The sequence below is a fragment of the Rhodanobacter koreensis genome (genome assembly GCF_054782855.1).
Genome location: NZ_BAAGRR010000012.1, coordinates 680,337 through 701,982, shown reverse-complemented (window position 1 = coordinate 701,982; position 21,646 = coordinate 680,337). Strand labels below are relative to the sequence as shown.

At 60.6% G+C, this 21,646-nt stretch carries 20 protein-coding genes; 9 read left to right on the top strand and 11 right to left on the bottom strand.

The window, feature by feature from the left end; genetic code table 11:
- Window positions 1-44: 44 nt before the first annotated feature.
- Window positions 45-1,445: an aspartate aminotransferase family protein gene (locus tag ACYVKM_RS16805; RefSeq protein WP_460878756.1), complete on the bottom strand. Its 1,401-nt coding sequence runs from the start codon at window positions 1,443-1,445 to the stop codon at window positions 45-47.
- A 73-nt stretch (window positions 1,446-1,518) separates the two neighbouring features.
- On the bottom strand, window positions 1,519-2,220 hold the full coding sequence (locus ACYVKM_RS16800) for an MtnX-like HAD-IB family phosphatase (RefSeq protein ID WP_460878755.1): 702 nt from the start codon (window positions 2,218-2,220) through the stop codon (window positions 1,519-1,521).
- A 233-nt stretch (window positions 2,221-2,453) separates the two neighbouring features.
- Here ACYVKM_RS16800 and ACYVKM_RS16795 point away from each other — a divergent pair, with 233 nt between their 5' ends.
- On the top strand, window positions 2,454-3,161 hold the full coding sequence (locus tag ACYVKM_RS16795; RefSeq protein WP_460878754.1) for a MipA/OmpV family protein: 708 nt from the start codon (window positions 2,454-2,456) through the stop codon (window positions 3,159-3,161).
- Window positions 3,162-3,391: 230 nt separating this feature from the next.
- Window positions 3,392-4,006: a hypothetical protein gene (locus ACYVKM_RS16790; RefSeq protein WP_460878753.1), complete on the top strand. Its 615-nt coding sequence runs from the start codon at window positions 3,392-3,394 to the stop codon at window positions 4,004-4,006.
- A gap of 302 nt (window positions 4,007-4,308) precedes the next feature.
- On the opposite strand, the gene ACYVKM_RS16785 is transcribed toward ACYVKM_RS16790, so the two are convergent.
- Both ACYVKM_RS16785 and ACYVKM_RS16780 read right to left on the bottom strand, forming a co-directional pair.
- Entirely contained in the window at window positions 4,309-4,623 is a 315-nt protein-coding gene (locus tag ACYVKM_RS16785; RefSeq protein WP_460878752.1) for a non-heme iron oxygenase ferredoxin subunit, read from the bottom strand.
- Window positions 4,620-5,168: a GNAT family N-acetyltransferase gene (locus ACYVKM_RS16780; RefSeq protein WP_460878751.1), complete on the bottom strand. Its 549-nt coding sequence runs from the start codon at window positions 5,166-5,168 to the stop codon at window positions 4,620-4,622. Before ACYVKM_RS16780 ends, ACYVKM_RS16785 begins: the two co-directional genes overlap by 4 nt.
- 174 nt (window positions 5,169-5,342) lie before the next feature.
- Between ACYVKM_RS16780 and ACYVKM_RS16775 the strand changes: the two genes are divergently transcribed.
- The gene (locus ACYVKM_RS16775) at window positions 5,343-7,379 is read left to right on the top strand and encodes a M13 family metallopeptidase (RefSeq protein WP_460878750.1); all 2,037 of its coding nucleotides are present in this window, start codon (window positions 5,343-5,345) and stop codon (window positions 7,377-7,379) included.
- A 92-nt stretch (window positions 7,380-7,471) separates the two neighbouring features.
- On the opposite strand, the gene panE is transcribed toward ACYVKM_RS16775, so the two are convergent.
- The 4 genes from panE to ACYVKM_RS16755 all read right to left on the bottom strand — a co-directional run bounded on the left by panE (window position 7,472) and on the right by ACYVKM_RS16755 (window position 11,715).
- Complete coding sequence (gene panE, locus ACYVKM_RS16770) at window positions 7,472-8,407, bottom strand: 2-dehydropantoate 2-reductase (RefSeq protein WP_460878749.1); 936 nt, start codon at window positions 8,405-8,407, stop codon at window positions 7,472-7,474.
- Between the two features lie 3 nt (window positions 8,408-8,410).
- A complete protein-coding gene (locus tag ACYVKM_RS16765) occupies window positions 8,411-9,325 on the bottom strand; it encodes an acyltransferase (RefSeq protein WP_460878748.1) in 915 nt (304 codons plus the stop codon).
- A 502-nt stretch (window positions 9,326-9,827) separates the two neighbouring features.
- Window positions 9,828-11,294: an ApeA N-terminal domain 1-containing protein gene (locus tag ACYVKM_RS16760; protein ID WP_460878747.1), complete on the bottom strand. Its 1,467-nt coding sequence runs from the start codon at window positions 11,292-11,294 to the stop codon at window positions 9,828-9,830.
- Window positions 11,295-11,457: 163 nt separating this feature from the next.
- The gene (locus ACYVKM_RS16755; RefSeq protein WP_460878746.1) at window positions 11,458-11,715 is read right to left on the bottom strand and encodes a helix-turn-helix domain-containing protein; all 258 of its coding nucleotides are present in this window, start codon (window positions 11,713-11,715) and stop codon (window positions 11,458-11,460) included.
- Window positions 11,716-11,968: 253 nt separating this feature from the next.
- On the opposite strand from ACYVKM_RS16755, the gene bamE reads away from it, so the two are divergent.
- Both bamE and ACYVKM_RS16745 read left to right on the top strand, forming a co-directional pair.
- Entirely contained in the window at window positions 11,969-12,316 is a 348-nt protein-coding gene (bamE, locus tag ACYVKM_RS16750) for an outer membrane protein assembly factor BamE domain-containing protein (RefSeq protein WP_460878745.1), read from the top strand.
- Window positions 12,317-12,326: 10 nt separating this feature from the next.
- Window positions 12,327-12,839 carry a hypothetical protein gene (locus ACYVKM_RS16745; protein ID WP_460878744.1) on the top strand — a complete coding sequence of 171 codons (513 nt, stop codon included), beginning with the start codon at window positions 12,327-12,329 and terminating at the stop codon, window positions 12,837-12,839.
- Window positions 12,840-12,957: 118 nt separating this feature from the next.
- Here the strand turns inward: ACYVKM_RS16745 and ACYVKM_RS16740 are convergent, their stop codons facing one another.
- A complete protein-coding gene (locus ACYVKM_RS16740; protein WP_460878743.1) occupies window positions 12,958-14,598 on the bottom strand; it encodes a DUF6119 family protein in 1,641 nt (546 codons plus the stop codon).
- A 395-nt stretch (window positions 14,599-14,993) separates the two neighbouring features.
- Between ACYVKM_RS16740 and ACYVKM_RS16735 the strand changes: the two genes are divergently transcribed.
- Window positions 14,994-16,787 (top strand): site-specific integrase, encoded by a 1,794-nt coding sequence (locus tag ACYVKM_RS16735; RefSeq protein ID WP_460878742.1) that lies wholly within the window; start codon window positions 14,994-14,996, stop codon window positions 16,785-16,787.
- A 91-nt stretch (window positions 16,788-16,878) separates the two neighbouring features.
- On the opposite strand, the gene ACYVKM_RS16730 is transcribed toward ACYVKM_RS16735, so the two are convergent.
- Window positions 16,879-17,196: a hypothetical protein gene (locus ACYVKM_RS16730; RefSeq protein ID WP_460878741.1), complete on the bottom strand. Its 318-nt coding sequence runs from the start codon at window positions 17,194-17,196 to the stop codon at window positions 16,879-16,881.
- Window positions 17,197-17,211: 15 nt separating this feature from the next.
- Between ACYVKM_RS16730 and ACYVKM_RS16725 the strand changes: the two genes are divergently transcribed.
- The 3 genes from ACYVKM_RS16725 (at window position 17,212) to ACYVKM_RS16715 (ending at window position 19,836) form a co-directional block, all read left to right on the top strand.
- On the top strand, window positions 17,212-17,877 hold the full coding sequence (locus ACYVKM_RS16725) for a hypothetical protein (RefSeq protein ID WP_460878740.1): 666 nt from the start codon (window positions 17,212-17,214) through the stop codon (window positions 17,875-17,877).
- Window positions 17,878-18,197: 320 nt separating this feature from the next.
- Window positions 18,198-19,319 (top strand): ImmA/IrrE family metallo-endopeptidase, encoded by a 1,122-nt coding sequence (locus ACYVKM_RS16720; protein WP_460878739.1) that lies wholly within the window; start codon window positions 18,198-18,200, stop codon window positions 19,317-19,319.
- A complete protein-coding gene (locus ACYVKM_RS16715) occupies window positions 19,312-19,836 on the top strand; it encodes a DUF4411 family protein (RefSeq protein ID WP_460878738.1) in 525 nt (174 codons plus the stop codon). Before ACYVKM_RS16720 ends, ACYVKM_RS16715 begins: the two co-directional genes overlap by 8 nt.
- A gap of 27 nt (window positions 19,837-19,863) precedes the next feature.
- Here ACYVKM_RS16715 and ACYVKM_RS16710 read toward each other — a convergent pair whose 3' ends face one another.
- A complete protein-coding gene (locus ACYVKM_RS16710; protein WP_460878737.1) occupies window positions 19,864-21,579 on the bottom strand; it encodes a MobA/MobL family protein in 1,716 nt (571 codons plus the stop codon).
- Window positions 21,580-21,646: the final 67 nt, after the last annotated feature.

Below are 21,646 nucleotides of genomic sequence, written 5' to 3'. Positions count from 1 at the left end.
AGGTCGCCGGGTTCTTTTTGCGCGTGGGCCACGCGCGGCCGACATCAGCCCTTCTTGGCTTTGGTCAGCAGCTGGTCGAGCAGCGACATCGCCAGATCGATTTCTTCGTGCGTGATGTCGAGCGACGGCGCGAACGTGATCACGTTCTTGTACCAGCCACCCACGTCGAGCACGAGGCCGATCTTCTTGCCGTTGTGCTCGAGGTCGCCGGCCAGACCGATGTCGACCATCTTGTCGAGCAGTGCCTTGTTCGGCGTGAAGCCGTCATCGGTGCAGATCTCGGCGCGCAGCGCGAGGCCCAGGCCGTCGACGTCGCCGATTTCCTTGTGCTTCTTCTGCAGGTCGCGCAGGCCGTCGAGGAAATGCGCGCCCTTCTTCGGCACGGTGGTCTCGTAGTCCAGCTCGTAACCCATCTTGATCACTTCCAGACCCAGCGACGTGCCAAGCGGATTGGAGTTGAAGGTGGAGTGGGTCGAGCCCGGCGGGAACACGGTCGGGTTGATCAGCTCTTCGCGTGCCCACAGGCCGGACAGCGGATTCAGGCCGTTGGTCAGCGCCTTGCCGAACACCACGATGTCCGGCGTCACGCCGAAGTTCTCGATCGACCACAACTTGCCGGTGCGCCAGAAACCCATCTGGATTTCATCGGACACCATCAGGATGCCGTACTTGTCCAGGACCTTCTTCAGGCCCTTGAAGAAATTCATCGGCGGCAACACGTAGCCGCCGGTGCCCTGGATCGGCTCGACGTAGAACGCGGCGTATTCGCACTGGCCGGTCTTGGGATCCCATACGCCGTTGTATTCGGTCTCGAACAGGCGCTCGAACTGGCGCACGCAGCTGTCGGAATACTCTTCCGCCGTCATGCCCTTGGGGCGACGGAACGGATACGGGAACGGCAGGAACATCGCGCGCTCGCCGAAGTGGCCGAAGCGGCGGCGATAGCGGTAGCTGGAGGTGATCGACGAGGCACCCAGCGTACGGCCGTGGTAGCCGCCCTCGAACGCGAACATCAGGCTCTTGCCGTTGCAGGCGTTGCGCACGATCTTCAGCGAATCCTCAATCGCCTGCGCGCCGCCCACGTTGAAGTGCACGCGGCCGTCCAGACCGAACTTCTTCTTTGCGTCCAGCGCGATCGTCTTGGCCAGTTCGATGCGGGTCTGGTGCAGGTACTGGCTGGCGACCTGCGGCAAACGGTCGATCTGATCCTTCAACACATTGTTGAGGCGCTGGTTGCCGTAGCCGAAGTTGACCGCCGAATACCACATCTGCAGATCGAGGAACGGCGTGCCGGCGGTGTCGAACATGTAGCTGCCTTCGCCGTGGCGGAAGATCTTCGGCGGGTCCACGTAATGCACGGTGTCGCCGAAGGAGCTGTACTTCGCCTCGTCGGCGAGCAGCTGCGCGTCGTCGATGAAACCGGCGGCGGTCTTGTCGATTTTCATGGGGAAAGATCCGGAGTGATTCGGGGGATTCAGAGAGAGGAAAATTCAGAAAGAAGCAAGGTGCACCGCGCGATCAGGCCAGCGCGGGCGCATGCTCATGATGCCAATGGCTGGCCAGGCTGCCGTCGAGCAGCTTGGGCAGGAACTCCAGCGCATCCTCGAAGCCGGTGATCGGCACGTAGTCGATGCCGGTGGCGCGACAGTGCTCGATCAGGCGATGCTTGGCAAACACGAAATCGACGCGGTCGGCGGCGCAGAAATCCGAGGCGCCATCGCCGATCAGCAGGGTCTTCGCGCCGGTCTTGCGGGCCTGTTCAACACAGGCGCACTTGCAGGTGCCGCTGCGGCAACCGTCCGCCTGGAACGGCGAGGTCAGCTGCCACTGCTTCGGCGGCTGCGCCGGCGCCAGATGGTTCGCCGCCAGCGGCAGATCATCCAGGCCGTAGCGGCCGAGAATCTTGTGGATCGCGTAATCGAGACCGTCGCTGACCACGCGGATCGGCACGTTCAGTTCGCGCGCCTTCGCCACGAAGCCCGGAAACGCGTGGTCGATCCACAGCCCGGCCAGATGCGTGTCGAGTTCCGCACGGGTCATCTGCAGCAAGTCGACCTGCCCGGACATGCACTCGCGCGAACCGATGCGGCCCGCGCGCCAGTCCTGCTCCAGCACTTCCCAGCCGGGACGGCCGAAACGGTCGAGCAACGAGTCGATCACGTCTTCGACGGAAATGGTGCCGTCGAAATCACACAGGATGGTCCAGCCAGATACGGACATCGGGAACTCGCGCCAATAACGATACTGCACAGGGTAGAAACGCTGCCTTTCGGCGCCCTTTCCCCCTTCCCGAACAAACGCTGAGCGAAACCGGCCTCTACACGGCAAATCGCCGGCACAGCCTCTATGCTGCCGCCGCCATGATCCGCATAACCGCGCCCGCCAAGTCATTGTTCCCTCGTCCCTGGCTGTCGGCATGCCTGCTGACGTGCCTGCTATGGACACAGGCCGGCATGGCCGATACCGACCCGCCCACACTGGCCGGCGGCGTCGGCATCGAGCACCTGCCGCGCTGGCCCGGCGCAAAAACCTCGCAATACCAGCCGATACCCTACGTCGACATCGAGATCCCCAACCGCATCAGTCTTTCCACCCAGGATGGCCTGCAGGTCGACCTGATCGGCGGCTCGGTACTGCACGGCGGCATCTACGGCGACTACCAGTGGGGCCGCGAGAGTAGCGACCTTGGCGTGCTGCGTAACCGGATTGCCCCGTTGTCGCCCCGCCTCACGCTGGGCGGCTACCTGGAATGGCAGCTCGGCAAGAACGTCGATATCGGCACCAATCTCAGCCACGACACCCATGGCGCGGGTGCCTATCTCGACCTCTATGCCGAATGGGACCTGCCGCAGATATGGCTGCTGCAACACTCGGTCGAACTGCACTGGCAGGCGATGAATGCCCATGCCATGAACCGCTTCTTCGGCATCAACCCGAGCCAGGCCAGCGTACTCAATGTACCCGCCTGGCATCCCGCCGCCGGCAGCCAGCTCGCCTCGCTTGAATACGACTTGTTCGTACCTACCAGCAAGCACACCGGCTTCGCACTGGCACTGAGCTATGGGCGATTGCTCGGCCATGCCGGCGACAGCCCGCTGGTGACGCGATTCGGCTCACGCACCCAGCTGTCCGAATCGCTGGCGTTCATGTACCACCTGTGAGGAGATTTCTTCAGGGGGAATTTCGAGAAACTCCCCATGACGTCATCCACACAACCGTGCTCACTCACAACAGGGACGACCAAAAAAAACGGTCATCCGGGCCACCCTGAACATGAAACGCGCCCGCTCAGATGAACGGTCGATGTGTGCCGCATCGCGCAGTCATGACGGTCCAGGCATCGGACGATAGACTCAAGGCTTCGTTCAAGCCCATCAGATGAGGAATCGATATGGCGAAATCGCTCGCCGTGCTGGTCACTGTATTGGCAGTCACCCTGCTGATGCCGGACGCCAGGGCAGACCAGACGATCGTGTTCCTTCGCCACGGAGAAAAGCCGGCACAGGGGCTGGGACAACTCGATTGCCAGGGCTTGAACCGCGCGTTGGCGCTACCGCCGGTACTGCAGGCGAGGTTCGGGACACCCACCGCCATTTATGCACCCAACCCAGGGTTCATGGCGACCGACAAGGGCATCGAATACAACTATGTGCGCCCCCTGGCCACCATCGAGCCGACGGCGATTCGCCTGGGTTTGCCGGTCAACACGTCGTTCGGACTCTGGCAGATTCATCAGCTGGAGCAGGCGTTACTCAATCCAGCCAACAGTTCCGCCACGATCTACGTCGCCTGGGAGCACAACCTGGCTCAGCGTGCCGCGCAACAGCTGATTGCCGCTGTCGGCGGTGATGTGCAACAGGTGCCGACCTGGACTGACGATGACTACGACTCGCTCTACGTCCTTCGCCTGAAATGGCAGAACGGCAAGCCGGTTTCCGTGAATTTCAAGAGAGAGGCCGAGGGGCTGGACCATCAGTCGGTTGAATGTCCTGGGGCACCCTCGTGAGGGAAGCAGGACGAGTCAAAAGCACTCCTGTGCCTTGAAATAACACTGATCGCTTTTCTCGTATCCGCGACCCGTCAGGTCAGCGCGCAGGTTGGGGAGAGCGAATGCGAATCCCGAGGTTGACGATCACTCTCGATAGTTGGGCATTGCTTCACCCAGCCCAACCTACAAAGAGGAATGTTTTCCTCAAGCCCGTATCGGATATTTCAGCACAGACATGCTGCAAACCGATCACTCCCAAAAGTGAGGGATGCAGTGTCTGCCTGACGGGGGAGCTTGCCCAAGAACGGCAGCACTCTTCCTCATCGATCATCCCGCGTCCAGATCGCCCCACCCTCCTCGCGCACCGGAAAGCTCGCGATCGGCTCGTATGCCGGCGGCCTCGTTACTGCGCCAGTGCGCAGATCGAAGCGCGCACCATGCCGTGGACATTCCACCTCGAAGCCATGCACCTCACCACCGGCCAGATCGCCGCCATCATGCGTGCAGGTGTCCTCGACCGCGTACAGCGCGCCGTCGATGTTGTAGACCGCGATCGGCGTGTCGCCGTCCCACACCACCCTGAATTCGCCCGGCAACAGTTCGCTGCGCGTGCCGACCTGTACCCAGCCGTTCATGCCGGCTGTCCCACCAGATCCTTGAGCAGGACCTCGAAGCGCAGATCGTCGCGGCGAGGAATACCGAAGCGTTCGTCGCCATATGGAAAGGGCTGGTATTCGCCGGTGCGGCGATAGCCGCGGCGCTCGTACCAGGCGATCAGTTCGGCGCGCTGCTCGATCACCGTCATGCGCATCGCCCGGCACTGCCACTGCTCGCGTGCGATGCGTTCGGCTTCGGCCAGCACCGCCTTGCCGAGACCACCGCCCTGCTGGTCGGGGTCGACCGCGAACATGCCGAAATAGCCGGACTCGCCCTGCCGCTCCACATGGGCGCTGGCGATCAACCGCCCGTCGCGTTCGGCCAGCAGGATGCAGCTGCCGGGTCGGCTCACCAGTTCGCCGACAGCTTGCACATCGGTGCGCCGGCCATCGAGCAATTCGGATTCGGTGGTCCAGCCGCGCCGGCCCGAATCGCCACGATAGGCGGATTCGACCAGGGCCACGATGGCGGGGATATCGGCAGCCCCGGCTGCACGGAATACGGGGAACGTGGGTTCGCTCATCGGCTGATGATAATGCCCACGCCGTTCGCTCCACCATGATCTGCAGCATGGCCGACCACGGCCACTCGTGACCTTCGACACTGTCTGCCGCACGGCTTCCCTGCCTACGGTGCACGGTCAGGCCTGTGCACCATCGGGCAACACATGCGCGATCGCGCAAACAAGGGAGAATCCATGAAACATCGACTCGTGAAACCGCTGGCCTTCGCCGTAGGCCTTGCCCTGTGCACCGGCGCCCTCGCCGCACCCGCCAGCGTGTTCAACGTGCAGGAGCTCGACAGCAAGATCAGCCCATGCAACGACTTCAATGGCTTCGTCAATGCGAAATGGGTCGCCGCGAACCCGATCCCCGCCGACCGCACGCGCTGGGGCTCGTTCGATGAACTGCGCGAGGCCAGCCTCAACGTGCAGCACAAGATCGTCGAGGACGCCGCCAGTCATGCCACCAAGGCCGCACCCGGATCGATCGAGCAGAAGATCGGCTACCTGTACGCCTCCGGCATGGACGAAGCCGCCATCAACAAGGCCGGCTTCGATCCGATCAAGCCGCGGCTGGCCGACATCGACGCGCTGAAGAATACGACTGATATCGTCCGCTACGTCAGCGACAGCTATGCCCGCGGCGAGCCGGTGCTGTTCCGCTTCGGTGGCAACGCCGATTTCAAGAATTCCAACAACGAGATCGCCTACGCCGGCCAGGGCGGCCTCGGACTGCCGACCACCGACTACTACAGCAAGCCGGAGTTCGAGAAAATCCGCACGGCCTACGTGGCGCATATCGCCAAGCTGCTCGAGCTCACCGGCGCCAGCGCCGCCGATGCACAGCAGCAGGCCAAATCCGTGCTGGCATTCGAGACACGCCTCGCCGCGGCCTCGCTGGCACGGGTGGAGATGCGCAAGCCGGAAAACCGCTACCACTACGTCAGCATCGCCGATGCCGACAAGGTGACGCCGAGCTTCGACTGGGCCGCGTTCTTCAAGGCACAGGGCGCGGACGTGAAGGACGGCTTCTCGCTGTCGCAGCCGAAGTTCTTCGCCGAGGTGCAGAAGATGTTCGGCGACGTGCCGATCACCGAATGGCAGGCCTATTTCCGCTACCACGCGATCGCCGACGCAGCGCCTTACCTGTCCGCGCCATTCCAGCAGGAAGACTTCGCGTTCGAGCAGCAGACCCTGAATGGCCAGAAGGAAATGCAGGCGCGCTGGAAGCGCGTGCTCGAAACCACCAATGACGGCATGGGCATGGCATTGGGCCAGCTGTATGTTGCCCACAACTTCCCGGCTGCCTCCAAGCAGCGCGCCCAGGAACTGGTCGACAACCTGCGTGCCGCCTACAAGACGCGCATCGAGAATCTGCCGTGGATGAGCGACGCGACCAAGAAAAAAGCATTGGAGAAATGGGCCACCTTCGTGCCCAAGATCGGCTACCCCGACAAGTGGCGCGACTGGAGCGGCCTCACGCTGACACCGGACAACTACTACGCCAACGTGCAGGCAGCCGACAAGTTCAACTATGACTACCGCGTCGCCAAGATCGGCAAGCCGGTGGACCGCAGCGAATGGGGCATGACGCCGCAGACGGTGAATGCCTACTACAGCGCGCAGCAGAACGAGATCGTGTTTCCCGCCGCGATCCTGCAGCCGCCGTTCTTCGACGCCAGGGCGGATGACGGCATCAACTACGGCGGCATCGGCGCGGTGATCGGTCACGAGATGGGCCACGGCTACGATGACCAGGGCAGCAAGTTCGACGCCCACGGCAACAACGTCAACTGGTGGACCGATGCCGATCGCAAGGCGTTCGAGGCGCGCACAGCGAAACTCGCCGCGCAGTTCGACAGCTACGAGCCGCTACCCGGCAAGCACGTCAACGGCCAACTCACCATGGGCGAGAACATCGGCGATCTGGGCGGCCTGAATGCGGCCTACACCGCGCTGCAGGTGGCGCTGGCGAAGAATCCGGCCGAGGCAAAGAAAAAGATCGACGGCTATACCGAGGACCAGCGCTTCTTCCTCAACTGGGCTCGCGTGTGGCGCGGCAGCATCACGCCGCAGGCACAGCTCACCCTGCTCAACACCGACCCGCATGCACCGGCGCAGTTCCGCGCGATCGGCGCACCGTCGAACATGCCGGAGTTCGCCCAGGCATTCCAATGCAAGAGCGGCGATGCGATGGTGCGCGACGGCGAGAAGCAGGTGAAGATCTGGTAAGCCGCAACTACTGAGCCACCCTCGAAAAGCCGCGGCCATCGAGCTGCGGCTTTTCTCCATGGGTCAGCTGTGCCGAAAGATGCCCGCTGCCGTCATGCCAATGGCGCACGCGCCCTGCCGGCCTCGTAGACCTTCAGATGTGCATACACCGCCGCCAGCAGTGAGCGTGCGTCGTCTTGTCGGCCGGCGCGCGCCAGCATGTCGCCGATCACGTGATCGGCCTCGATCGCGTGGCCGTGCTGCAAGTCGCGCAGCATCGACGCGGTCAGGCTCGAACCGGCCTCGGTCAGCACACTGCGGGCGCGCTGCATGATCGCGTCGCTCGGTGCATGGCCGGACCGCTCCGCCACCGTCCGGCATTCTTCCAGCAGCGCCAGCGTGGCGACCTTGCCGCCGGGCGCAGCAACGATATCGCCGACCGAGCCACGCATCAGACAGGTGATCCCGGCCAGCGAGGCCAGGAACACCCACTTGTCCCACATGTCCTGCAGAATCGTGGCACTCGGACGCGCGTCGAAACCCGCATCCGCGAAGGTCTGCGTGATCCGCTGCATGCGTTCGGACGCGCTGCCGTTGCGCTCGCCGAACGTGAGGCTGTGCGACTGATTGAGGTGCTGCACGGCGCCTTGCGCATCCAGCGTGGCGGCGATCACGCACTGCCCGCCCAGCACATGTTCGGCGCCGAATCGCGCATCCAGCAGATCCAGCTGGCGCATGCCGTTGAGCAGCGGCAGGATCGCCGTGTGCGGCCCTACCGCGGGTGCGATGTCGGCCATCACCTGTTCAAGGCTGTACGCCTTGCAGCTCAGCAGGATCAGGTCATAGGGCTGGCGCAGATCACGCGCGAGCGCTGTCGGCGCTGCCGGCAGACTGGCATCGCCCGTTGCACTGTGTATCACCAGACCGTGGCGCGCCAATGCTTCCGCACGCGCCTCACGCACGAGGAACGTCACATCGCGCCCGTGCTGCAGCAGGCGTCCGCCAAAATAGCCACCGGTGGCACCGGCGCCGACTACCAGAATGCGCATCGCTCAGGCTCCTGTCGTGATCGCGCTGTTTGATTCAAGCATGCGTCCGATTTGCGCGTCCTTCTCGTTCCATAACGCATTCACCCGCGTCTGGAAGCGCTCGCGGAACGCCGCATCGTTTTCGTAATTGCCGCGCAGTCCGTCGTCGATCGGCAACTCGCGCATGTACACGCGAATATCGCGGATGCGGCCGGCGATCAGATCCATCATGGTGCAGGGACCGTTGGGATAGACGATGGTGACGTCGAGAATCGCGTGCAACGCATCGCCCATGGCGTCGAGCACGAACGCCAGACCGCCCGCTTTGGGGCGCAGCAGGTACCGATAGGGCGAGGACTGCGCATCGTGCTTGATCGGCGTGAAGCGGGTGCCCTCGGCAAAATTCATCACGGACACCGGCATGTGGCGAAACTTTTCGCAGGCACGGCGAGTGGCTTCCATGTCCTTGCCCTGCAGCTCCGGATGCGTGGCAAGCGTCTCCTTCGAATAGCGCTTCATGAAGGGGAAATCCAGCGCCCACCATGCCGGCCCCAGCAGCGGCACCCAGATCAGCTGGCTCTTGAGGAAGAAGCGCAGGAACGGAATCCGGCGATTGAAGATCTTCTGCAACACCGGGATATCCACCCAGCTCTGGTGATTGCACAGCACCAGATAGTTGCCGTCACGGCGCAAACCGCCGAGCCCCTCCACTTGCCAGCGCGTGCGGGTGAAGCCTTCGAACATCCGGCTGTTCACTGCGATCCAGCTCTCGGCGATCGCCACCAATGCATGCGAGCACGCAAGCCGGATCGCGCGAACGGGCAACACTACCTTGACCAGGGTCAGCGCGAACAGCGGAAGCACGTGCAGGACGATGTTGATGACAAGCAACAGCATCGCAAGCGGGATGCGGATCAGGGCAGGCAGCGTGGCGAACATGGGGGCAATCGTGGATGGGGATGGTGCAGGGTAGCGCCGTCGGAGTGGCGGTGTAAGCGTTGAACCGAGACTGGCTTGAAGCAATGCGACGCAATGGTGAAAGAGCACGGGATTGTTCGTCCCATCCATCGGACCCACCCCTCCGCGTTGCGCGCTCCAGGGCCAGCCTGCGGCTGTCCAAATTCGTTCCAGACGAATTTGTCGACTACGGAGGCAGGATGCCGAAGCGAACATCGGCGCAGCCGATGGCCCGGAGGGTGAGGCGCAGGAAGCGCCGAATAACCATTGGGGCACGTCTACCACCGTCTCTCCGCCAGATACGCAAAACGCCCCACGTGGGGGCGTTTTGCGTATCTGGCGGAGAGAGAGGGAGCTGCGTAACGTCCAGCCCCATCAATGCCCGCAGCGCTTGGCTCACCCGTTGGAGTTGCCTCCCAGTGTTGGCCAAGTTTCGGGGAAGACTATCCACCTTATGCCTGGCTAGGCAATCCCGATGGCTAGATCACCCGCCCATAGCGGCTTTGAACTCTCTACTTAGCTCTGGATAGGCACGTCGAAACTGCCCAAACGGGTAGCCGTCAGAATGGCTCCCCTGGCCCCACCACTGTTTGGCACTCCACCCTGCCTCCACCAAATCCGCAAAGGCAAAGACAAACTCCAAGGTTTGCGTGAGAAAAGGGACAAATGGCTCGGCGCGGTCGTATTTGAATCTGTCCCCGCCATGCACAAAATGGTTCCGACATTTCACCGCCTGTTTAAGGACGTAGTCCATATCGGGAAACGCTCCGGGGAGGTCTTTGCTTGCAGTTGCCCATCGGTGGAGCACCTTGTGCGTGAGCGATGGCTTCACCATGCGGCCGATGTCCCCTTTCACTCGATCCCGATCGAGGGACTGCGGTAGCGCCGACAACGATTTAAGCGCCTCATCCCGAAACGCGGCCAACTCTGGCGTCAACTCCACGTCAGCAGGGGATGCATCCGCTGGCAACAGATCGAACATATTTGCCGCGGCCACAATACGGTCAATGTCATATATGTCACCTTTTTCCATACAACCGATAAATCTAAGGCGGGCAACTCTCATAGCCGGCTCTCGAACAAGCCAGTTTCGAATAGTGGTTGAAAACTCTTCCGGTCTTTTGATGGGATCGAGTGGACGAGCCCAAGATGACGGCTCAGGCAGATCACCCTGCGGCCCTTTCGGGGCATCGCTCCAATACACCTTAGAGGGCTCACTCTTGGCAGTGCCGGAGCTCGTCATAATTCGAATGGCTTTAATCTTCTGGGGCCGTCCAGCAACTACTGATAAAAAGCGCCGCAAAACCCTGATATGACCGATTGCTCGTGCAAATGCGATGGGTTCTGATGGAGTAACTGACAGGCGACGAACGTTTTTCACCTTTGGACCTTCCGGCCCCTCCAAGCGTGTGGTGCGCTCAAACCCGACCTCAATTTTGCCGATCAATGTGTCCACACTGATGGCTGCAAGTTGCCCAGTGTAGTAATGGACCTCTGGCCATTCGCCCACTTCAATCGGCCCGTATTTTCGAGGTCCAGCCAGAACCGTATCCATGATCGGCCCAGCGTCGAGGACAACCCCAAAGGCATTGCGGTCAAAGAACAGCTCGTTCAAATCGGTCGTCGAAAACGAAATATTGGTGATCACCTTGGCGGCAGGATCGACATGCTCTGGGCCGACGACAACAAAATGAGGGAACATTTCTATGTATTGCGCATCGCCCCCGCCAGCCATGCCGATAGAGGAGTGGTGGCATTCGATACAGGAGATTTTTCGGCCAGGTCCACAGACTCCAAAAATGTGGTTGCTGTCCTCAGGGGTCAAAAAATATCCACGGTCTTTCAGGGTAAGCGTTGTGGCCTCCCCTTGTATGTGGATATCTCCGAATACCTGGCGCCCTTCGGCCATAGCGAACGAACCATAGAGCTTGGTGCTTTTGCCTTTTGGCATTGGAAGATCATCCCCGTGAGATCTTCCCAATAGTCGCGCATGGCCTAACTATTTTTAAGGGGATGATCAGGTCAGGAAGTCCTGACATCCATGGCGGCCTGCCGTCGCATGAAAGCGGCGCCGGCCGCCATCCCTCGCCAGCAGCGTGAAACGACAAGCCGACTTACTGTTCCGGCCTCTTGGTCCTCATGAGGGCCTTGGCGGGGGTCAAGTCGGCCGCAATCCGGCGGTCCAGTTCCATGATCACGGCGGGCCAGTCCGCGCCGTACAAGTTCACTAGGTCCCGGACCACCAGGAGATCCAGGCCCCTGGCACCGTTCTCCATTTCCGATATCCCGGCCTGGGTGATGCCCACAGCTGCGGCGGCCTGCGCCTGGGTCAGACTGGCTGCCAGTCGCAGCTCCCTGAGCAACTGAGCCACCACCCGGTGCTCCGGTCGGTGAACGGAGGTGGGTTTTGGCTTGGACTTCGGCGTTTTGGGCGGGCTGACCATACCGCCACGCTACGCATCAGGCGTAGATATTCGTTTTTACTATTTTCATTTGTTTTTCGTATATTTGGCGTAACGGACTGCAGGGACGCTGACGGCATCCCTCACCCCGACGCCAAGGCTGGGCAGGTGACGTTTTGGCGCCCCTCTTCTCCACCTGCTTTCAATCACAGGGGACCGACACATGAAGTTCGGATGGATGGCAGCTTTCAGCTTAACCGTGGCTCTGGCTTTGACGGGTTGTGCAACCACGATCGGCAGGGACTATGACCAAAACCGGGTCGGCCAGTTCGTGTCTGGGAAAACGACCCAAGATCAAGTCATCGCCGCGCTTGGCCAGCCCCAGGAGCGCGAGATGGAAAGTGATGGCACCGCGCGCTGGCATTACCAATACATCGTCAGCAAGGGGAGCGTGAGCGACTACGTGCCCTTTGCACCCAAGAGCGCCAACACGGACAGCAAAGACAGCTACATCTACTTTGACAAGTCCGGACGCTTCCTGCGTGCGGAAACCAACCAGGCGGCGATGTGAGGAGCGGACCATGAAAGCCTTGCTCCGCATCATCCTGGCCATCATCGCCGGTTTCAGTGGGGGCTGGCTGCTCTTCATGCCACTCCACATCCGCCTGATGCCGCCCGCTTTGTTCGTGCCGTTCTGCATGGTCTCGGCGTGGTTTCTCCTGCCGCGGTTTTTCCCCGCATTTCGCTCAACGTCCGTCGTCGAGGAGCCAGTCACCCTTCAAGTGGATGGGAAACCTTTTCAGGCCACCCACCGCACGAAAAACCTAGCCGTCAATGCCAATACGGGACAGGTGTGGTGTAGGGATAAAAAGGGGAAGGAGTGGCTCCTTGACTCGCTCGACATTCGCGGCTGGAAGCACGAGTGGACGGATCGCTCGAACGCATACGGCATGATCGCGCACAACGATAACTACTTGGTCCTCGAGACCCGCGACATCAACCACCCCACGCACAGGGTGTGGATGGGCGGCCACTTCAAGCACGAGTTAGCCAGAGAGTGGCACGCCCGATTGAACGCCATGCTGAAATCATGACCGCTAAAGCTTAGGTGACCCGGGAAGTCAGGCGCCCGCGCCGATGCACCGCGAACCTGTGGGCCGTCCCCGATTGAGGCGGCCTTTCTTTTTCCCGCAGTTTTTTGAAACACCGCCACTACTTTTTCTTTCGCTTCTTTCTCTGCTTCTTGGCCTTAACAGCCTTCATCACTTTGACCATTGGATCGCAGGAGATCTTGGCCAGCATGATGTTTCCGTAGCCCAGTTCGGAAAGCCGGGTGTAGACACTCTTTAAAACCACCTTGGCAAAAAATGGCAGGTGGAGATCCGGCTTATCCGACTGGCTGATGATGGCGAAGACGATGATGTATCCCGTTACGTTTCGGGGCATCTTGGCGCCGTTAACGTCGGGTGCGAGCTGGTGAGCCTGGGAAAGCTCCGCATTGGCCAGGTCCACATACCCCGCATGGGATTTCAGCAACTCCCCCGAGACCAGCCCCTGATTGAACAGGTGCCCCAGGACACTGGAACTTCCATAGTGCTTGACGTGGATGAGTTCCCCACCGCCATAGATGTCACAGAACTCCACCTTGTTGTAGACCCCGCCAACGGGGAGCAGCTTTTTGTCCATCAAACACCACTGCCCTTGGCTCCCCGCTACTGCTGCCTTGTTATAGCCATCTTCATCGGCATGAGCCTGCTCATAGATCGGCAGCGGTTTGGCGTATCGGGGGATGCTTTTGAACGTCGTGTCGATGTCGGTCACGAAGTCTTTGTCAATTTCGAACCAGCGCCCCGCGGACAGGATGAAGGACTTGTCACCCTCATCAATCTCGCAATGAATGCAACGGTAGATGGGCCACCGGTCCAGCACCTTCTCTTCGTCATCCACCGGCATCGCGTAGTGTTTCCGAAGGAACCGCAAGGTCGGCTCTTCATTTGGAAACGCCTGCACGAGCCCTGGAAGATGCAAATCGTTGGCAACACCCTCGCCGGCCGATTGGGTGAACTTGAAGCCATCCACCAACGACCAATCAATGACGTCGGGGACGGCGAGCCAACAGCCATCAATCAGCCCGTTCTTGGTCCAAGCAACTTTAAGTTTCTCGACCAGGAGCGCATCCAGACGCGTGGCTTTCTGTCCCTTGGGATTTAGCTGGCAAACCTGATCCACCCAAGGGAAATTCGCCTGATAGTCCTTTGACTGAAACTTTTTCAGATAACGGCGCAACAGCCGGCGGAGATCGGGCACCGCCGCATCGGTGGTGACGGTCAACGCATCCGCACCGGCGAGACGGCGCCCCAGGTTCGCACTGAGCGGCCGTCCCACGATCCCACGGATGAGGTCACGTTCGATGTCCACGCCGAAGCTCAGGGCAGACGAGGCCTGGCTGGTTTGAACGCGGCTGTTTTGGTCGTCAACAAAGGTTCGTTTATCAATGCTGCGCAGAGCATCCGAACCGATGGAATTCAGTGTCACGACCAGGCCAAACCGTTCCTCATAGGCATCGGGATGAAGCAGGAAGCGCCCTTGCCCAAAGGTCAAGGCGAACAGGCGACCATCCACAGGGACAATGAAAGCGGCGGCGGACGACTGCACGCTGCCCAACAGTTTCTTGTCCACGTAGCTTTCAAAGAGATCGGCCCACTTGGGCGGCCTGGGGTGTGTCTGCTTGACGAACAGTTTTCCGTAATCGGAAGACCCTTCGGCAATGATGTGAGGCTTGGCCCCCGTGACGACAGCATCTTCTGCGGTCGCCACGCTCTCGCGCAGCAGGTAAATGGTGAACGTCGCCATCCGTTCCTCCCCCTGAGGATGATGTTCCATCCATGCCGGCAGTCCCACGCCGGCCCCTAAATCATGGATGCAACCGAGTTTGGCTCAAACCGCCACGGAAATCTGTAAGAAAATCCGACCCAGTCGGGGAGTGGTACGAAGGCTGAGGAGTGGGCTGGTCCCGCATGAGTATCCGGAAAAATGCTGCTCGGAAAATCTCAGCGCTGGCAGGGTTTTACTTGAAAATAGGTGGTAACACTATTAGACCCTACCTATTTCCCTGGGGTGGTCGAAGCGGCAAAAAACACGTTTCGAGAGACGACCATGGAGGCCTCCGGGCAGAGGGATCCAACCTCTCAAAAAATGGCGCCCTGTCAATGGCAGATATGGGCTGAAATAGATCGCGTATCGACACAGTGGCCGGGCTGGCACCCAGTTTTCACGGCTTTTTTGACGACGACGGTCAGCAAACCGCACCAGAAACCCGATTCCAAAAATTGGGATTTTTTTGGCAGATCAATGACTTGACAGAAGGCTTCTTGTCACTAGAACAAGGCCCACGTTTGCCGTCCGGTCTCCCCATGCCTCTCACCACTGTCAGCCAGGAACATCATCTCTACGATCTCGTGGCCACCCGCGAAGGGATCCGAGTGTCACCGACATGTGCAGATGGCCATCTCTTGGTCATAGAGCTGATTGAGCGGCTCGGGCTGTTGGACCGGATGGAGCCCCGCGCCGGCCGGTCTGGCTCGGTGGATCGCGGCTTCATGTTGGGGCGTGCATCGAACGCCATTCTGTTGCCCATGCCCGCGGCTGCTCAGACCGACAGCCCCAAGGCTTGGCCTGTGGTCCATGCTGCTCCGCCAGCGCCAGCGCCAACACCGCCGCCAGTGGTACCACCCGCAGCCCCTGGCCCGAATACTGTTCCCTTTTCGGAACCTGGGCCGGTTCTGCTTCCTGCCACACCCGTCTTGCCGCAGAAGGAAGCAAACCCATCCGCAGAACTGGTTGTCCCACCCATCGGCAAACGTCTGAGCGAGATGGTGGCCTTGAACCTCGCCAACCTGGCGCGTGGGCCCAAGAAAGCCACGCCCGCCACACGCGACCGCCGCTACATCCTGGACATGCTGCTGGATGTGGTGGGTGACAAACCGGTGGCTGACATCACGGCAAAGGATGCGACCGCGATGGCGGACGTGCTCGCCTCTTGGCCGCGCTACCGGACCGACCACCCTGAGCTTCTCGACATGCCGGCCCGACAGGTGGCCGCCATCACCAAAAAGAAGAAGCTAACGACGATCCAGCTCAGCACCCAATACAAGCACCTCATGGGCTTGAACGCCTTCTTCAACTGGTGCGTGGAGACCAAGACGATCACGGAGAACCCGTTCCACTACGTGGATAACTCTCGCTACCGGAACGCGATCCGGAAGAAAAAGGACATCTTCTCCGCGCAGGATCTGCAAGCCATCTTTGCGCCCCAGCATATGAGCCGCTACACCGAGCCCAACAAGTATTGGGTGCCCTTGATCGCCCTGTGCACCGGCATGCGGGTCAATGAGATTTCCCAACTCTATGTAGATGACATCCAAAGCGACACTGAGACGGATGAGGAAGGTGTGGAGCACACCATCCTTTATTTCGACATCGCCCCTTTCCGCGACGGACAGAGCATCAAGACGGCCTATTCAGTGCGTCGGATACCCGTGCCGGCGCGCCTGTTGGAAATGGGGTTCGAGCGCTACGTGGCGGACGTCCGAGCATCCGGATCCGAGCACTTGTTCCCCGGCTTGCAGTGGCCGGAGGGTGGCCCAGGTCGCACCACTTCTCGGTGGTTCAATCAACACCATCTGCGCCACACCTGTGGCATCACCAGTGCCAAGAAATCCCTGCACTGTTTCCGGCACACCCTAACCACCCGATGCGACCGTGCTCACGTCCCCAAGAGCGTCATCCAGACGATCAACGGCCACAGCGATGGCCAGGGTGTGGACGCGCGAACGTATGTCGCCCGCGGATCACTGCTGGAATGCAAACGCGCCCTGGATGGCGTGACATATCCACCACTGGACCTGGTGCCGTATGTGTCGGAGCGGTTCGCGGCCTACTTGGCCCAGGCCGCCGCGCAGGCAGCTCATTCGGAGCGGCTGGAGGCAGAAGGGAAATCGGTGGTGAGCCGCAAAGGGCGGCGCCCAAAACACGTCCCGTAGCGGAGTCGTTTTTCGCCTGCGGACAAAGCCAACGGAAGCCGTTCATCATCCGTTTAGGGTCAAAAACCTCCCCCCTTGCATCCCCCCTAGATCACCGGAGAACCCGGATAACGTCGAGGACGCAGAGCACTGGAGCACCGCATAAATGTCCTATATCATTGTAAATAAGAGATTTATTCTCCATTTTTTGCATCAAATCATGCAAATTCGTGCAGTCAAGATTATTGATATTGGCGCCTAAAGCGTCGCTCAAAAAGTGGTTTTGGGTATCCCAGAAGGCGTGGCCTGATGCGCGGTTAAACGGCTGGCGTGGCGAATCGTTCGGTGTGACGATGCTCGCCACCAACTTCACCCAGCCGAGCCCGTCACCACCATGGTTGCCCTCCCGCCCTCCTTGAAACAGTTCCAAGCCAAGCGGGCGGGCATGGCAGAACGTGCCGCGGCCCTCATGGAGATCCACTTCCCGGGCGACTATGGCGTTTGGGTATGGAAGCGAAAGGCCAACTCTGGCTTCACCACCGTCCCGCGCACCCTTCCGATCGCCATGGAGGTGATCGACCACCGCTCCAAGGGGCAACCTTGCGGCCATACGCTGTTTTGCCTATGGGCTCGCGCCCCTGATAGCCCCCTGGTGGTGATCGAAAATCCGGCCACGTTTGCCGCGGAAGCGGGGTTCACGGGGGCACGTGCGGTAGACACCTGGCGCCGCCGGATGAAGGTCCTGCAAAAGAACCTGTTCCTTCTTTCAAAGAAAGGCCCATCGGGCGATTTTCACTACGTGCTGCTGCTCAATCCAAACGCGGCCGTTGACTGGATGCGGCGCAATAACCTGGTCCAGGATGAACTTTATGGGCGCTTTCGTGACCGCTTGATCGAGGTGGGCGGCATGGCGGAGCTCACGGCAATGGACGCCTATTACGCAGCGCAACAAGCCGCGCAACAGGCGCAGGCAGCCCCGCAAGGCCAAGCCGCCCAACCGGACTCAGCGGCAGCCGCGGCGCCACCACCGCCGACGGAGGGAACTGGCAATCAAGATCCGGCACCTGGGAGCTCCACTGGCTCAGGTGAGACCGGGGAAACCCCGCAATGATCAGGAGGAGGCAGCCATGAAGCTCATGACAAGAACGACGGCGTCCGACGACGCTTGCCCGCCGGACGCAACGAAGAAGGCCCCCTATCAGGGTAACTTTGCGGGTTGACTGATAGAGGGCCATGGCAGGCCGTTTGAGACTGCGGCTGTCACGGGTGACCGTGGCAGCCGTATGTTTTATAGCGCTGACAGAGCCCAGTCGCAACGCTCGGCGTGCCCCACAGGTCGCCTGCTCACCTCTCAGGCGGCCCAAATCTCACCTCATGAGCGAAGATGTCTTATAGTCGTCTGAAAGTTCCAGGGGGATGAATGAGACCGACATGGAACCCGTGACGATCTCCCGGGCGGTGTTGGAATGGGCCACGGACAAGGCAGGCCTCACACCCCAGACCTTTGCCGAGGCCATCACCAAGCGCGATGCTGACCGTGCTCGCATTGCCAATGGAAACCTGACTCCGGCCCAAGCGGCAAAGCTGGCCAAGAAGGCTCGGGTGCCCTTTGGATACCTGTTTCTTACAGAGCCGCCCAAGGCCAAACGACCGAGCATTCCAGACCTACGACAGGTGCAAAACCCTGTCCCGCTCAGCAATGATTTTTATGAGGTCCTGGAAGACGTCGTCGCCAAGCAACAGTGGTATGCCGAATACCTGCACGAGGTGGGCGCCCAAGAAGTGCCCGTCGTAGGCCGCTTCAACACCTCGACTTCCCGGAAAGTGGCCCCGATTGTCCAAGACATTCGGAAGGTCCTGAAATTTGATGACCATGACCGAAGCAAAAGTCAGGATGCGGCAGCTTACTTCTCCAAGCTGAGCGCAAAAATCGAAGAGGCCAGAATATTGGTCATCAAGGCGAGCTACGTCAAAGGAGCGACGCGGCGGAGCCTGGATGAGAAAGAGTTCCGCGGCTTTGCGCTCAGCGATCCGATGGCTCCCATTATTTTCGTCAACGGCCGAGATGCTGAGGTCGCCGCCCTCTTTACCTTGATGCACGAGTTGGCCCACATCTGGATGGGTATTTCGGGCGTTTCTGACATCACCACCAAGCCAAACAGCAATACCGAGCGCATCTGCAACGCTGTCGCTGGGGAACTGCTCGTGCCAGAGACCGACTTCAAATCCAGGTGGAACGGGCCAGATGATCTCCTGCATCTTGCAGCCCACTACCGGGTCAGTCGTCTGGTGATTGCAAGGCGTGCACTTGATCTGGGTTTTGTTACGCAAGACTTCTATGACCAGGTGGCAAAAAGTTCTAGGCCCACCCGGGTTTCCGGCCCCATTCCACCCTCGATCATGATCCCGCTGCGGAACAGCAAGCGGTTCACCAAGACCGTGGTTTCGGAGGCGATGAGCGGCCACACCATGTTGCGCGATGCGGCCAGCCTATTGAACGTGCGACCGAACACCGTAGTCGCTTTGGCAAAGGGACGCGTCAAGAATGGCTAAGAAATACATCGTGGATGCCAACGTGTTCATCCAGGGGAAGAACTTCCACTATGACTTCGCTTTTTGCGAGGGCTTCTGGGATTGGATCGCAGCTGGCCACCAGGCGGGTGTGATTTACAGCATCAAGAAAGTTCGGGAAGAACTTTTGAAGGGCAACAAGGGAGACCTTGGGCGAGCCTGGGCCATGAAAATGCCGGCCACTTTTTTCCTTGATGATGTCGGTGACACGGACGTCATGAAGGAATATGCAAACGCCATGAACTGGGCGAACAAAGACACCCACTATTTGGCCGGTGCCAAAAATCGGTTTGCCGAAGCCGACCGTGCCGATGCCTTCCTCTTGGCATACGCGAAAGCGCACGGGCATGAGATTGTCACCCAGGAAAAATCCAACCCGGATAAGCGAAAGGAAATCCCCATCCCTGACGCTGCGATCAAGCTTGGCAACATCAAGACCGTTACGATCTATGAGTTGCTGACCACTCATGCCAAGCCAACATTTGTTTTCAAGCCATGACCGTAAGGCGGTCCCTCTCTTTTCAGTTTATGAACCCCTAAGGCGGTGATGCCGGGCAACCCCTACCGCAAGCCGCAGTTGCGGGGGTGACAGCGCTTCCGGATCAACTATGGGGGACGGAACCGGCTGTGCACTGACCAGCTCGATCTGCGCCTTTTCCTCATCGTTGACCGCCGACATCAGCTTGTCAGCCAGCACTAGGCTTTCCGCCCGGACACGTTCCACGGTCTGGGCCAAACGCTCCTCCCGCTCTGCCCTTTGCTGCTTCAACACCACGGCTTCCTGATCGAAAACGCCCAGGTCCGCCTGGTGCCGCCGACCTGCCCGTTTGATCTCCTGCACACGACGATCTAGCACCGCGGCGTCATGGTGTAGTGCACGCCATTCCGTTGGTTTGCCATCCTCGCTGCCGGCAGCCTTGGCGGCCCACATCCGCAGGGGATGCGCGGCCTCCCACTGTTCAAGCCTCTGGCGAGCGATGGAACGCCGGGCGCGGATTTCATCGAGTTGCCAATCCGTGTCGAGTTTGGCCGCCATCCTGCGGCCCCGGTTTTCTTCGTGGTCCCGGAACCGGTCCCCGAGCTCAGACAAGGCCCGGAGGATCCGCCCAATGACTTGTACCAACCTGGCCACCCTGCTCAACGCCTGGTGGGCCTCCAAGGTTTCCGGAACCGGGGCCACCGCCCGGAACCGCATGAGCAGCGAACCGGGTGCGTCTTCTGGGAGTGGCGGCCAGGGCCTCTCGGGCTCCGAGGACACCGGAGCATGTTCCATGGCAACAGCCGAAGCCTCCGATGCCCCATCGTTGACGGACAAGGGGGCCGGCGTCGCTGTCGGCGGCACCTCGCCGAGCGCGACCGCAGCGTCTAGGGCTTGGTGGCTTCCCGCCTCTCGGGCCACGTCGGCCTGAGCACGCGCCTGCTGCTCCGCCAGCACCACCGCGTGGGTGGCCTCGTATAGGCGAGACGGCAAGATGATGTCACCGCGCAGGGCATCACCGCGGCGGGTGAAAAAGCCTCTGCGCTCCATGGCCACGGCGGCTGCTCCCAACGTGGGTTGCGGGGAGATATCCAACTCCATCCGTTTATAGCTGCGGTGGTCGTAGGCAGCGGCCAAGCCAGCCTCACGGGTGAACCGGTTGGCCAACAAGGCCCAATGAGCATTGAGCTGGTCCACGAAGGCGCTCCCCTCTCGTTTGCTCGCCAGCAAAACCAGCTTCGGCCCAAAGGCCCATTCAGAGGTGCCGTCCTCGCCGACCATCTGTTCCAGTGACCGCGTCGGAAAATACAAATGTGCATGAAACCCGATCTTCTCCTCGGGCTTCACCTCACCGACCGCATCCACAGCATTGTCCCTATGCACGCCGATCGAAACCGGCACGCTGAGCTGTTCGACCAGGTAGCGGGCCATGGCTTCGGCCATGTCGCCCGCTGCCGTGTCGGAAAGCCCCAGAGGGACGGGGATGCGGTAGTCCCTGGCCACCGCCGCGTCTTTTCGCTTCTCGGCGGCCTCTGCCCTGGTCCAGAGTTCGTGCGGGTCCGAGGCCCACGCAGGCGCACCCGGTGGCGCAAGGGTCAGGGCGCGGACGATCTCTTCGCCCACCTTCCGCTTTCGGTAGTCATGCCAGATCCCGGTGCGGCGATCGTAGAGCCGGAGGCCCAACCGATACGCCACACCCGCGATCGCGGAATGTTGTTTGCGGCGGCTGTGAACTTCGAGGTGGGGGCGAGCATGTGGAACCATTCCTCATCCTTGTGGCCTGTGGTCATCCATGACCGGAAACACGCAGTGGCCGCCGACCCTGTCTGCT